We start from the raw sequence: 12,090 nt of genomic DNA, 5'->3' as shown, positions 1-12,090 counted from the left end.
TAAAGCCGGCCCGCAGGGTTGATTACAGCCGGAATTCCAGCTTCGCCGCGAAGACGCGGAACTGGTTGATCAGGTCAGGCGGCAGCAACACATCGACGCGATTGACGTCAGTGGAGCTGCGCTCGACGATCAGGTCAGCCTTGAACTGGTCGAAGCTCTCGACCAGACCGACTTCCTCCCAGTCGCGGAACAGTGCGATCAGTTCGCCGCGGATAGTGCGCGGCGTGACGATCGCCTGCCCCGGGGCGAAGTTGGTGCCGTCGTTCGCCAGCTTGTAGCGCGGGAATTTCTGCGCGATGCGGGCCCGGACGCTGTAACGCAGGTACGACAGCGTGTACATCGTTTCGGCGTCGCGATAGCTGGGGTCGACGAAACCGCCGGCGTTCTGGGTGTAGGTCGTGACTGCACGCTCCACCATCAGATTGCCGCCCGCATCGGCGATGTAGGTCGCCAGACCGTAACTGAGCAGGTTGTTGCGCTCTGCCCGGGTGAACCGCTTTTCCTGCGTCGCCGGCAGCAGGCCCGGACCGACCAAGGTCTGCACCGGACGTGCCGGGTCGATGCCGCCGAGGTAGAACGCGCAGATCGTGCCCCACACGGCCGCATGCTTCCATGTCGGCATGGGCGAACCACCTTGCTCGACCGACCACGAAATCACGTGCTCGCTGTTGCGGGAGTTGGCCCACGTGTTCAGCGTACCGACGGTGCCGCGAACAGCAGTGTGCGCACGGCCATCGTTCTGCTTGAGCGGCCCCCAGCGCGACGTCAGCTCAGTTTCGAGCAGCTGCAGCGTGGCGCCGTCATTTAGGCCGATCAGGATGGTGTTGTACTGCGTTTCACCCAGATTCGCGAGCGCGGTGGCGATCGACGGGTCGCCGGCGCCATTGGCCATCGCCGTGATGGCTACATTGATGCCAGCCGGCGTCGCCTGCGACTGCGGGTAGTAATTCAGCCGCAGGTCGATATCGTTGCCGAGCGTGCCCTTGTTGCGAGCCGTCAGCGTGACGGTACCGACCGCAGCTGCCGCAGTGACCGGCAGGTCCGGGTTGGCATTGATCGCCGCCGCCAGCGCCGCCGCAATCGTAGTCGGGGTGTCGGTTACCGCAACAGCCGCCTGGACCAGCACACCGGCGATATAAGCATTGATCAGGCCAGCCTGCGTCGGCGCACCGGTAATGGCCAGCGAACCGGTTGCCGCGACGCCAGCACCGTTATCGGCCAGCGGGATGATGGTAGTTTCGACAGTGTCGGTCACGCCCTGCGACGCTTCGAACATCAGCGCAGCGTGCGAGCCACGGCCACAGGAAGCCTGGACGTCAGCCAGACGCGTGGCGATGAACGGCACATTTGCCGCCGCGCTACCGGCAGCAAGCATCTGGGCGAGGATCAGGATGCGGTTCGGCATCACGACCAGCCCTTTGTTCGCTTTCGAATTGTCGAATTCGACGTACTGGCCCGGCGTCAGAAGGTTGACCGGAATTTGATTGAAGCTGATGCTCATTATTTCGATCCCTTCTTCGCAGCCTGCGACTCGACAGGTTCGTCAACAACCGCCACGTCGCCGTCGGCTACGCGACGGATCCAGAATCCGTCGTCGCCGTCGACCTGTGTCGGGCCTTGGATTTCGCGCCCGGTACCGGGATCGCGAACCAGCCGGCCTTCGACCGGCTGAATTGTGATGATTTTCATAAAGGGTTCCTAACTGGTGTTATGGGTCGACGGGGAAAACGATGTCTGCGCGAGCATCAACCTGTCCGTCTGGTGTGTGCGGCTCGGGCGGGTCATTGCGGGGATTTGCCATATCGATCACGACACTTACCTTGCCCAGCTCGTCAAACTCATAAGCCGGTTCGTGGTAATACGAAATCGTGTACTGCATTTCCGCATGGACGAAGTCAGCGCGCCCGTCCTCACCCTGATAGGTCAGAACGGTGTCGATGTATTGCGCGCTGTCGACCAAATCCGCCAGCTGACTGGACGGCATAATCATGCCGTCCATGTGCGCTTCTAACTGCACTTCGATTGCCTCGCACAGATCATCAAGCGCGTCGTCAGCATCGGCGTCCGCCTGGACAATGACGATGATCTTCAACTGCAGGTCGCGCTTCTGCATGAAGTCGTTGCTCTTCGTTGCCGGGTCGCGCTCGGTATAAACCAGAACGACCGGGCAATTCTTTGCAGCGACCGGATAGACGCGCGATGCCTTGACACGCCCAGCCAGCAAAGGCACGGCATTCAGCGCATCCCGCACCGCGTGACGGATCAGTTTGCGTTGTGCGCTCATGCATTCACCTCTTTGAGTTGCGCCTTCATGAGCCGGCCGTCTTCAGTCCGCTCAGGCAGCGAGGTAACTTTCCAGAAAAGGGAATCGATCGTCAGCGTATCGCCGTGATCAAGCCCCTCGAGCGATCCAACCGGATACAGGATTTCCACATTTGGTCCCTGCACCATATCGCCCACGAAGAGCGAATCTGGTCGGTCGAAAATTACCGCCGCTGACTGGGTCGAACCATCAGGCATCTGCCTGGTGGCTTCATGCGCATGTTCTGCGGGGTTGAAAAATACCGACATGTCCTCGGCAAACATTGGTTTCTCGCTTATTGGGTTGAGCCGGTACCGCCTTCTGCGCCTTCGGCAGCCTTACCGACCGGGGTCAGCACACCGGATGCGACCAGCGGCTCGGCTTCCTTTTCCTTCAGATCGATCACGTCGCCAGCCTTGTGCTGCTTGTCGCCCATGTCGAGATTCCAGTTGACATTGAATTTCATGTATTCCTCGCAAAGAAAAGAGCCCGTCCGGAGACGGGCTCATTGATGGGATATCTGCCGGGCTACGATCAGGCGATCGCGTTCTGGAAGAAGTAGGACAGGTCCGGTGCGCTGACGACTTCGTTGACGCGTTCGCCGGCGCGGGTCTTGTAGCCACCTTCGAGGCCACCGAAATCCTTGCCGTACTGCGTGTCGGCAACGCGATCACCCCACTCGGCAGTGAAGCCCCAAGTGGTCGCGCGGGATACATCCGTCGGCTGCTCACGGTAAATCAGTGCGCAGTGTTTGCCCCATGCGCGCTGATAGGACGCTGCCTGGCCCTTCTTGGCGGTGTTGACGAATGCCTCGCCGACCAGAATCTCTTCCAACTCGAGGGCATCGGCCAACTGCTGACGGGTGACGCCACCGCTGGTGCCGCCCTTGCCGTTGACGTAGTCAATGACTTTCGGATGCAGAATCAGCTTGGTCCATGCGGCACGGCCGATCGCCATCACATTCGGGCGGATCACCGGAGTGTCGAGATTGGTCAGGATCGCGGTAACCGGATCAGAATTAACGTAATCAGACCATTGCGCGTTACCTGCCAGTGTCGTTTTGTTGACGTGGTTTGCCGGGTTGAACACGGTGTTGGCCACGCGGACTTCGCGGTCGAGCGTCACCAGCTTCATGACGAATTCGGCAGCGTTCGCAACCGGGTCAACACCCGGTGCCGCGTTCTTGATGTCGTTGACAGGAACGATCTCGTCCAGACCGTATTCGAACACGGTCGCCGGCACCAGATCACCGACGGTTTCCACCTGGTTCGGCGCGCTCTTACGTCCGACGCGAGTTTCTTGCACGGTGAACTGGTCCGCCATGTTCTGACGCAGATACTTGAAGTCCTGCGTGCCGACCTGAACACGCGGCATGACGCCGTCGGCGATCATCTTGGCGTTGCGATAAGCGATGACGATCGCCTGGATTACTGCTGCATTGATGGGAAACGGTGCTGCTGCACTCATGTTTGGCTCCTGAAAAATTGGGTATGTGAGTCGGTTACTGGGTCAGAGCCGGGATTAACCCTGAATCTGTTCCGCACCGAGGAAGACGCTACCGATGTCGCCAGCAACACCAGACACTTCGGCATAGCCGATGATTCGGTTGTTGGCGCCGGCGGCCGGGGCAGCTGCAACAGCGCGGCCCTGCGCATCGGAAGTCAGCGGCTGGCCACGGGTAACAACGCCGCCGTATTCGACGTCGGCCAAGCCAGTGCGCACGATGTCCGGACGGTCACCGATGGCATAGGCAAAGCCTTCGGTCACACCGATGTGGAAGTCGGTTGCTGCGGCGGACTGCTTGACGGAGCCGTCAGTGGCGCCGAAGCAGACGATGCGGTTCTTGGCCAGAGCGGTTTCGGCCAAGTAGTTAACGATGAGTCCTGCGATTCGCATGATGTTTTGTCCTTGTGTAATGAACAGTTAATCGGGATTACTGGGCGGCGAGTTCGCGCGACGCCCGGGCAGCTGCTGCGGCGTAACTGATATCGCGTCCAGCTGCCTTTTCCTCGGCGACGATGGCACTTGCGCGGGTGGCAATGTCATTCGCCTTAGGCTTGGCAGCGCCTGCAGGTTCTGCTGCAGCAGGGACCGGCGCCGGCGCGTCCGAGGCCAGATCGGCAGCGGCCGTTTTCAGCTTGCCCTTTTCAGCGGCGAGCACTTGGGCTGCTGCCTGGTCGGGGTTGGTCTTGCCGTCAGCCTTCAGCGTTGCAATCAACGCCTCATGCCCGGGCATGCCATGCGCCTCGATGCCGAGAATGCGTGCACGCTCGTTCGTTGCGCCAATTTGCTCGCCTTCCGATTTGCCGGCGGCGAAGCCTTCTTCGATCAACGCTTGCGCGAGATCGGGATGCTCTTTCTTCAAAGTTGCGAGATCCATTCGCTTTCCTTTTTGTGGGGTGGTTGGTTTCGCCTGCACACCGGCTGGCACTGTTGCATTGGCCATCTGGGCGATCAGTTCGGACATGGAGGAAACACCGTCCACCAGTCCAGCATCGATCGCCTGCTGACCGATAAAGACACGGCCGTCGGCCATGTCGGACAGCACCTTGTCGACGCTCACGCCGCGGTGATCTGCGACGGATTCGACAAAGAGCTGATAGAGGTAATCCACGTGGTCCTGCATGACTTGCTTGCCGGACTCCGTGAGCGGCCCGTACTGGCTCGAAATGCGCTTGTACTTGCCGGCGAAAATTTCAGTGGTCTTGATGCCGCGCTGCTGCTCCGACCCGCTGACATCGACGTGCGTGGCCACCACACCGATCGACCCGACCTGAGTGGTCTTGTCGGTGATGTAGACGCTTTGCGCAGCCGATCCGATCCAGTACGCTGCCGAGGCCATCGTGCCGTCGGCAAGGGCGGATACCGGCTTTTCCTGCGCAACCTGACGCACCACCGCAGCCAGCTGCTGGGTGCCGTCCACCGTTCCGCCTGGCGAGTCGATGTGCAGGATAATCGCCTTGACGTTCGGATCTGCCGCAGCCGCGCGCAGGTCACGGATCGCCAGCTCGGCGCTGGCACCGCCGGAAATCTGCGAGAACAGGTTCATGCGCTTGGCGATTACACCGAACAGCGGGACGATCGCCACGCCGTCGATGATGTCGTAGTTTTGCGGCTCGTTTGCCAGCGGGCGGCCGATACGGGCCTCCACGGCGCCGATATCGATCTTTTCGCCGCGCAGATGCGTGGCATAGATTTCACCGATTTCGCGGAGCTTGTCGGGCTGGATCGCCCACGGGCTTGTCAGAACGTCGAGTAGTTTCATGGTCGTAAAAAAGCCCGCGTGAGCGGGCTATTGGTCAGTGTTGTCAGATGGTGGATCAGGAGGTGCGGCAATCCCGGACGGCAATTTCAGCAACCCGGCCTCGCGGCGCATCCGATGTTCCCTTGTGCGTTGCGAGTGCTTCGTCTCCCAGTCGCCGCCATCGAATGCGGCAACCTCTTCGGCCAGCGTAGTTAAGCCGATATCGATCCGTTTTTCGACTGCATTCGCTTCCTTCAGCGGGTCGATACTTCCCGGTCCATCGCCCAGCCAGACGGCGCCACACCATGCCTTGCGCACCGCCGGATCCGCGAAGAATCCCGGGGCAGCGATGCGACCAGTGGCAACCGCCTCTGCCAGCCATGTTTCATAGACCGGCTGGCAGAAATTGTCAGCGAGCCACATGCGGCGGATCTTGAAGAACTTCCACGCCTCGAGCATGGCGGCACGCGCGGCGCTGTAGCTTGCGGTGTAGTGCTTGATCAGCACTTCGAACGGCAGCTCGAGTGCAACGCCGATCTGCCGCAGCACCGCCATCACAAACGGATCGAACGCCACGTTCGGCCTGCCCGGGTTGGCGATGCTTGCCTTGGCGCCGTGCTCGAGGTCCACGATCGCGCCGGACGCAAGCTGGATTTCCGGCTCGCTGCCTGGCGCGCTGCCACCATCGATCGGCGCCGGCGCCCCCTCATCGGCAGCATGCTCGACGAAGACCGTGAACATGCCGGAAATGACGGCGGCCATGATTTCGGCCTCGGTGTACCGGTCCAGCTGCTTGAGCGGCTCGATCACCGCTGCCAGATACGGTTCGCCGCGGCGCTGGTCCGGCCGCGTGCGGCGGAACAGATGGATTGCATTGACACGTCCACTCTTTTCGCCACGCACCACGATCCGGGTGAAGTTGACCTTGCCTCGCACCCGGGCGAGCGCATTCGGGTGGCGGTCCGCGATATGCAGCGCAACCGTCGCACCGAAGTCATCAACCTCGACGCCGCCGAAAATGTTCGGGCTGGTGATCAGGTCGGGCGGCGTTGCCAGCCGATCACCTTCGACTGCCTGAACCTTGAGACCGTATGCACAGCCTGGCAGCTGCCGTGACGGCAAGACCGCCACCACGTCGCCGTTGACTAGCGCCGAGCGGAACACCAGATCCTGCATGCCGTAGAAGTTCTGCGTCGACGTGGCGTCGCATTCGAACCGGTTCTCGCACCACAGGCGATACTCGCGCTCAGTGTTTTTCTGCCACTGGTTCGCTTCCTCATCTGTCAGCCCGAGGAACTGATTGTCGATGCGCGCCTGCATCGCAAGGCCGGTACCGACCACGTTCGTGACGACCGTGTTGACGGCGCCGGCAGCCAGCGGCGCATTGCGCATCAGGTCGCGCGAATGCTCTCGCAGCGTCGGCAGGTCCGGAAGCAGGTCATCATCGGCGCTGTTGCCGGACGTGAACCAGTTCCGGAAGCTGCGACGCGATTTGTCGGCACCGATGTAGGAGCCCGTCAGCGCCATCTGCGCCCGCGCCTGGAGGCGCTGCCGCCCCTTCACCGGGTCGAAGTACGTGACGACCTTGTCGACGATGTTCGGCATGACATTGACTTTGATTTTCTGTGCCATCAGCGCGGTACTCCATAACTGACCCGCATGCCGCGCGGGCCACCTCTCGACGTTGCTCCAAGTTGCGCAACCTGCCTTTGCCAGAAAATGATCTGCTGGCGAATTTCTGCGGCATCAGCCCGGCGCAGCTTGCGGGTGCCGATCGAGTACTCCTGACCCGTTGCCACCGCTGTGCTTGCCGCCATCCATGCGTCGAGTTGTGCCTGCGCCTGCTGAAGCGTGATTCCTGCCATGATGTTTCCTAGGTTATGCCGCGCGATCGCACGCGCCGCCGCGGTGCCGCTGGCGGTGCGCCAACTGCGGCGACGGTTTCGGTCAGAGGCGCTGCCGCCTGGTGCGATTGGGGCTGGTTTTCAGGTTGCTCCGGATCCGCCTGCTGCTCTGGATCCGGCTGTTCGGCGAACATGTCGCGCACTGCCGGGTTGACGCGGTTGCGCAACTTCGCCCAGTCCTGCTCTTTGTAGCGCTGCAGGCCAAGGAAATAAGCGGCCGCCAGTGCATACACTTCACAGTCCAGCGCCTCGTTGCGCTTGCCGTTCGGCTTGACCCACGACATCAGCGCATGCCCCTTGCTGTACCGGGTCACCAGTCGCTCAGCGGTCAGCTGGTCGTAGTACTCCGCCGGAAGATCGGTCGAGTGGTGCATATAGCCGGGCCCGTACTGAGTCAGGCGCATGCGGCCGTAGATCAACGCCTTGGCCGTGTCGGTACCGACCGGCCACAGTTTCACGCCTTTCTTGATCTTCGTGCCGTGGTGGTTCACCTCGACGTCGGTCGGCTTGCCGATGATCGGCTTGCCAGCCGTCGACATACCCTTCACCGCGATCACGTTCCGGTAGCCACGGTTGCGGCAGTACGTGTAGACGCGCTGCGTGTGATGACCGCCGGTATCAATCGCCGTGGCAGAAATCGCCATTGCAGTGCCGCTCTGGTGCGTCAGCGGCCGGGCGAGATACGCGTCCAACTGGTTCCAGACATCGTCTTCGGATGGGTCACCGTACAGCGTGACCCAGTCCACTGTCCAGCTTTCCTCGCCTGGCGCCCATGCCTTGACCTTGACTTCCAGACGGTTGCCCTGAACGTCCACACCAGCAGTAAGCAGTAGCGCCGCCATCGGCACGGTGCGCAGCCGGTAAGGTTCGGCACGCGCCTGCAGGTCGCTGGTCTGGACCTTGTCGCCTTGCTCTTCCCATGTTTCGGCCAGATCGGTGTTGACGAAAACTTTCATCTTCGTGTCATCACCGGCCGCAAGCGCGTTCTTCGCCTTCAGGTATCGCTCGACGATGCTTGCCCAGCTGGCCCAGCCAAGCGGCGAATACAGCGCGCTCAGGTGGAAGCTGCGGCGCCGCGGACCGGCCGCAGGGTTGTCTGCGATCCACATGCCGCCGGCAAGCATTGCCGTCTTGTGGTGTTCGGCGATGATGCAGCCGTTGTGCTCACACACGTAATGCGCGGTTTCCGGCAGATGCGCGCCATCATCAGCCTTGTCCCACTTGATGCCGGCCCACTTGAGCCACTGATATTCGCCGCAATGCGGGCAGGCGACGTGGTAGTGCTCACGGGTGCCCGCGTCGTATGACGCTTCGATACGGCTGAAGCCCTTGGTTGTCGGCGTGCTGACCTTCAGGTTTTTTCGCCTGGCGAAGTTCGTTGCCCGCTTTTCCGCGAGGTCGATCGGATCACCTTCGCCATCGAGATCGTGCGGATAGGCATCGACCTCATCGAAGAACAGGTACTTACACGGCATCGAGCGCAGGTCCGCCGCGCTATTGGCGCCGGCGATCACGAGCACGCCGCCGGTGAAGTCCTTCATCAGCGTGGTGTTGCCTGAGTCCCGGGAGCGGGAATCCTTGATGCGCTCCTGAAGGATCGGCATTTCCTCGATCATTGCCGCGATACGCTGCTTGGAGAATCGCTTCGCCAGATTCAGCGTCGGCTGCACGATCATCATCGGACCGGGCGAATGGTGCACCACGTAGCCGAACCAGTTGTTGCCGCTTTCGGTACCGCCGACCTGCGTCCCCTTCATGAACGCGACCTCTTCGGTCGGTGAGTCCGGGGACATGCAGTCCATGATCTCGACCAGATACGGCGTGCGGTCGTTTCGCCACGGCCCGGGCTCGGGCGATGCCTTCTGCGGCAGTTGCCGGTGGTGCTCGGCCCATTCGGACACCTTGAGGTCCGGATCAGGCATCAGGCCTGCTTCGAACGCCTCGCAGTAAATCTGCCCGCCGTCGAGAAAATCGTCCCTTGCCCCCATCACTGCCTCGTCTGTTCGCCTTCCCCCGCTGCTAGTTCACGAAGGACTCGCTTGATTTCAGCCATCATCAGCTGGTGACAGCGTGCAGGATCCGTCTCGGCCGCCAGCACCGGCGCCAACCGGTCCGGCAGGCCTTCGAGCGCGGAGCGCACGATGCGTGCTTTTTCGAATGCCGCTTTCTTCACACCCTCGGCCAGCACAAGCGTGCCGCGCTTTTCGGCGATCTCGATTTCAAAGAGTTCCGCCCGGGCGATTTCGGTACGGGTGCGCGCAACAAGGATCGCGCTGTCCTCCTGCCCCTCCTGCCTGGACTCTTTCGTCGATGTGGGCGATTTGAGGATGGAGTCACTGGTGCGCGCCGACTGGGCGACGTCGGTGTTGCGTGACCACTGGATGTCGGCGACATCCGGGTCAATCTTGCCGTCGATCTCGGTGATGCGTCCGGACTTGACCGCCTTGGTCACAGCAGCCGGCGAGACGCCGCGACGCCTCGCATACGCGGCTTTTGTGATCAATTCAGCCATTTTCGTTAACCTGTTTTAACCCATTAACCGAATCATTAACTCCGGTGGAAGTCTGTCACTAGCGCGCGATCGGGGCGCGAATTACCCTCGTTTTGTCAGGCGCTGGGAGTACCTTGAAGCCTTGCCGGCCCTAGCGCGCTGACGCCAGCGCCTCATCGAGTGCTCGCTTGAAATTGCGATCGAACGCCTTTGAAACCGATCGTTGTGCAATTGCCTGGAACGGGTACCGCTTGCGATACCTGACTTGATCTGCATAGCCGACCAGCAGCTGCACACCAGTGCCCGAGGCAAACTGCTTGCGCAGGTAGATGCCTGGCACGCCATCGACCACACCGCTGAAGACGTTCTTCTTCGCGAGCAGCTGCTTGATGGCGCGGCGCTGCATGTTGCCGAACTGGTTCAGCTTCACGTTCTTAGGCAGGACAAGCGCGCGGCCGGTCGGCTTGCGGTCACCACCTTCGAACTGGTACGTGAGGTACTTCCACTGATCAGGCTTCACGAACACCTTGGCGTACAGCTTCGACTTCGTGGCCGGTGTGATGGCAAAGGCCCGCATCGTGAACGGTGTCGGGCGATCCAATTGCCGGGGCAGTGCCTCGGTGAGTACGCCCTGCGTATCCTTCGCCGTGGCAGTCAGCCCCTTTGCGACTGCAAACGGCAGCTGCTTCTTGGCGATGTCGGTCAGGTTCTTGCGGACCGCATCGACATTCGACTTGACGGACATGGACATCATGAGCGCACCGGAATAAAAAAACCGCCGAGCGGTAAGGCATCGGCGGCGAAACCATCGTAGGGAGTACGTGGCGGAGATTTGGTGGACGCATATAGCGGCGGCCGCGCTTACCGTGATCGTGTGTGGCGTCACCTGGTTCGCGAGGGTGGGCACTCCTCAACCATCAGCCAATTTTGTTCCCATACCGCGTCTCGTCCGGCTTCCACGGCGCCAACTATCAGCGCAATCGAAATGAGGTATTTCTCGCCTTACTTCTTCATGATCGCCTCCATGGGGAGTTGACTGGGAATGAACGGTCAACCATGACGGACCCGCAATGCAAAAAGCCCCGAGCGACTTTTAATCGATCGAGGCTTCTTTATCTCCCGAAGACGACAACACCCCCTCAGGGGTGACTGTCGTCTTCGGGCGCGGAACGTTACCGGCATGAAAATTGTTGCTAGGAATGTTAGCAGGATTTTGAACTTGATCAAGTACTTTCTTTAACTTAATCAATGCAAGTTCACGAATTTGGTTAATACCCCGGCGACGCAGCAGCAGCTTGCGCTTGATGATGTGCTCGGGACTTTTGAAAACGTACCAGTGGCGCAACACCAGTTTCTCCGCATCGTCTAGCTGCCGCACGCTGGCTTCGACAATCCAGCCATCCAGCACATCGACCGCCACGACAGTCGGCATCTGCCCATCCTTCGACCTTGGCAGGTCCAGCATGTCGTCAATCTCGGCTTCGCGTTTCGTGCGGAAGTCCACGTACCACTTTGCCCATGAAGCACAGAATCCACTAGCACCGCCACCGAGCGAACCGGTCACCGTGCGCCGCCAGTTTTCCATCCGCTGCATGATCGGATCTTCCTGCTCGTTCGAGACAGGTGCGGGCCCGGACTGGATCACCTTGACTCGCACGCTGTCAGTGCCTGGTGTGATTTCGACAAACTCTTCCTTCATGGTCCTCATCCCCTTTTAATTTTTTCTGCGACTGCGACGCCGTGCTCGTTCCATGTGACCCGCCACTCGGCACCAGAATCGACCGGCGTGCCGATCTCATGCCCGTTTTCCTTCGCCCAGAATGTCGGCTCACCATTGAGCCCCTTGCGAATCTGGCCGTGAATCGCTTCCGTACCGAATGCCTGGCACAAGTCCTCGATAAAGGCAGCGCACTCGGGCATCTTTTCTTTAAATTCTTTCTGCTTCATCAACTGTCCATACTCTTCAACTACTATTAACCGCCGAAAGCCTTATGTTTATTAGCTTTGTGAACAGTGTGAATAGTTGAATAGTTAAAAAGAGAATTTGCTTAAAAAACGGCGCATCTTCTTTGCTTCCTCGCGTGCGCGCACGCACACACATATAGTCAAAATAAACCGCTCATACTGTCCAAACTATTCACAAGCCCTT

At 60.4% G+C, this 12,090-nt stretch carries 15 protein-coding genes; all 15 read right to left on the bottom strand.

The features are described from left to right. Positions 1-22 precede the first annotated feature (22 nt). Positions 23-1,501: a phage tail sheath C-terminal domain-containing protein gene (locus EDC30_RS08660; RefSeq protein WP_243656699.1), complete on the bottom strand. Its 1,479-nt coding sequence runs from the start codon at positions 1,499-1,501 to the stop codon at positions 23-25. Further along, on the bottom strand, positions 1,501-1,689 hold the full coding sequence (locus EDC30_RS08655; protein ID WP_132258421.1) for a DUF2635 domain-containing protein: 189 nt from the start codon (positions 1,687-1,689) through the stop codon (positions 1,501-1,503). The genes EDC30_RS08660 and EDC30_RS08655 overlap by 1 nt, the downstream gene beginning before the upstream one ends. Positions 1,690-1,708: 19 nt before the next feature. Continuing rightward, on the bottom strand, positions 1,709-2,284 hold the full coding sequence (locus EDC30_RS08650; RefSeq protein WP_132258420.1) for a hypothetical protein: 576 nt from the start codon (positions 2,282-2,284) through the stop codon (positions 1,709-1,711). After that, the gene (locus EDC30_RS08645) at positions 2,281-2,586 is read right to left on the bottom strand and encodes a head-tail joining protein (protein WP_132258419.1); all 306 of its coding nucleotides are present in this window, start codon (positions 2,584-2,586) and stop codon (positions 2,281-2,283) included. Before EDC30_RS08645 ends, EDC30_RS08650 begins: the two co-directional genes overlap by 4 nt. 11 nt (positions 2,587-2,597) lie before the next feature. Continuing rightward, positions 2,598-2,768, bottom strand: a complete 171-nt coding sequence (locus EDC30_RS19465; RefSeq protein WP_165973772.1) for a hypothetical protein — start codon at positions 2,766-2,768, stop codon at positions 2,598-2,600. Positions 2,769-2,836: 68 nt separating this feature from the next. After that, positions 2,837-3,769: a phage capsid protein gene (locus EDC30_RS08640; protein WP_132258418.1), complete on the bottom strand. Its 933-nt coding sequence runs from the start codon at positions 3,767-3,769 to the stop codon at positions 2,837-2,839. Positions 3,770-3,823: 54 nt separating this feature from the next. Next, on the bottom strand, positions 3,824-4,198 hold the full coding sequence (locus EDC30_RS08635) for a capsid cement protein (protein WP_132258417.1): 375 nt from the start codon (positions 4,196-4,198) through the stop codon (positions 3,824-3,826). Positions 4,199-4,235: 37 nt separating this feature from the next. Next, entirely contained in the window at positions 4,236-5,567 is a 1,332-nt protein-coding gene (sppA, locus tag EDC30_RS08630) for a signal peptide peptidase SppA (RefSeq protein ID WP_132258416.1), read from the bottom strand. 27 nt (positions 5,568-5,594) lie between these two features. Beyond that, positions 5,595-7,178: a phage portal protein gene (locus EDC30_RS08625; protein WP_132258415.1), complete on the bottom strand. Its 1,584-nt coding sequence runs from the start codon at positions 7,176-7,178 to the stop codon at positions 5,595-5,597. Beyond that, on the bottom strand, positions 7,178-7,411 hold the full coding sequence (locus EDC30_RS08620) for a DUF6148 family protein (RefSeq protein WP_132258414.1): 234 nt from the start codon (positions 7,409-7,411) through the stop codon (positions 7,178-7,180). The genes EDC30_RS08625 and EDC30_RS08620 overlap by 1 nt, the downstream gene beginning before the upstream one ends. An 8-nt stretch (positions 7,412-7,419) precedes the next feature. Then, the gene (locus EDC30_RS08615) at positions 7,420-9,438 is read right to left on the bottom strand and encodes a phage terminase large subunit family protein (protein WP_132258413.1); all 2,019 of its coding nucleotides are present in this window, start codon (positions 9,436-9,438) and stop codon (positions 7,420-7,422) included. Further along, positions 9,438-9,962 (bottom strand): hypothetical protein, encoded by a 525-nt coding sequence (locus EDC30_RS08610; protein WP_132258412.1) that lies wholly within the window; start codon positions 9,960-9,962, stop codon positions 9,438-9,440. Before EDC30_RS08610 ends, EDC30_RS08615 begins: the two co-directional genes overlap by 1 nt. A 130-nt stretch (positions 9,963-10,092) precedes the next feature. Then, positions 10,093-10,695: a hypothetical protein gene (locus EDC30_RS08605; protein WP_165973771.1), complete on the bottom strand. Its 603-nt coding sequence runs from the start codon at positions 10,693-10,695 to the stop codon at positions 10,093-10,095. Positions 10,696-11,034: 339 nt separating this feature from the next. After that, entirely contained in the window at positions 11,035-11,640 is a 606-nt protein-coding gene (locus EDC30_RS08600) for a hypothetical protein (RefSeq protein WP_132258410.1), read from the bottom strand. Positions 11,641-11,645: 5 nt separating this feature from the next. After that, positions 11,646-11,888: a hypothetical protein gene (locus EDC30_RS08595; protein WP_132258409.1), complete on the bottom strand. Its 243-nt coding sequence runs from the start codon at positions 11,886-11,888 to the stop codon at positions 11,646-11,648. Positions 11,889-12,090 lie beyond the last annotated feature (202 nt).

This window comes from Paucimonas lemoignei, assembly GCF_004342585.1.
Taxonomy (GTDB): domain Bacteria; phylum Pseudomonadota; class Gammaproteobacteria; order Burkholderiales; family Burkholderiaceae_D; genus Paucimonas; species Paucimonas lemoignei.
This window is presented reverse-complemented; position numbering and strand designations above follow the sequence as displayed.

Bases quoted from the DNA above. Each gene is read 5' to 3' on its own strand.
- EDC30_RS08660 (WP_243656699.1), bottom strand. From the start codon at position 1,501: ATGAGCATCAGCTTCAATCAAATTCCGGTCAACCTTCTGACGCCGGGC.
- EDC30_RS08655 (WP_132258421.1), bottom strand. From the start codon at position 1,689: ATGAAAATCATCACAATTCAGCCGGTCGAAGGCCGGCTGGTTCGCGAT.
- EDC30_RS08650 (WP_132258420.1), bottom strand. From the start codon at position 2,284: ATGAGCGCACAACGCAAACTGATCCGTCACGCGGTGCGGGATGCGCTG.
- EDC30_RS08645 (WP_132258419.1), bottom strand. From the start codon at position 2,586: ATGTTTGCCGAGGACATGTCGGTATTTTTCAACCCCGCAGAACATGCG.
- EDC30_RS19465 (WP_165973772.1), bottom strand. From the start codon at position 2,768: ATGAAATTCAATGTCAACTGGAATCTCGACATGGGCGACAAGCAGCAC.
- EDC30_RS08640 (WP_132258418.1), bottom strand. From the start codon at position 3,769: ATGAGTGCAGCAGCACCGTTTCCCATCAATGCAGCAGTAATCCAGGCG.
- EDC30_RS08635 (WP_132258417.1), bottom strand. From the start codon at position 4,198: ATGCGAATCGCAGGACTCATCGTTAACTACTTGGCCGAAACCGCTCTG.
- sppA (WP_132258416.1), bottom strand. From the start codon at position 5,567: ATGAAACTACTCGACGTTCTGACAAGCCCGTGGGCGATCCAGCCCGAC.
- EDC30_RS08625 (WP_132258415.1), bottom strand. From the start codon at position 7,178: ATGGCACAGAAAATCAAAGTCAATGTCATGCCGAACATCGTCGACAAG.
- EDC30_RS08620 (WP_132258414.1), bottom strand. From the start codon at position 7,411: ATGGCAGGAATCACGCTTCAGCAGGCGCAGGCACAACTCGACGCATGG.
- EDC30_RS08615 (WP_132258413.1), bottom strand. From the start codon at position 9,438: ATGGGGGCAAGGGACGATTTTCTCGACGGCGGGCAGATTTACTGCGAG.
- EDC30_RS08610 (WP_132258412.1), bottom strand. From the start codon at position 9,962: ATGGCTGAATTGATCACAAAAGCCGCGTATGCGAGGCGTCGCGGCGTC.
- EDC30_RS08605 (WP_165973771.1), bottom strand. From the start codon at position 10,695: ATGATGTCCATGTCCGTCAAGTCGAATGTCGATGCGGTCCGCAAGAAC.
- EDC30_RS08600 (WP_132258410.1), bottom strand. From the start codon at position 11,640: ATGAAGGAAGAGTTTGTCGAAATCACACCAGGCACTGACAGCGTGCGA.
- EDC30_RS08595 (WP_132258409.1), bottom strand. From the start codon at position 11,888: ATGAAGCAGAAAGAATTTAAAGAAAAGATGCCCGAGTGCGCTGCCTTT.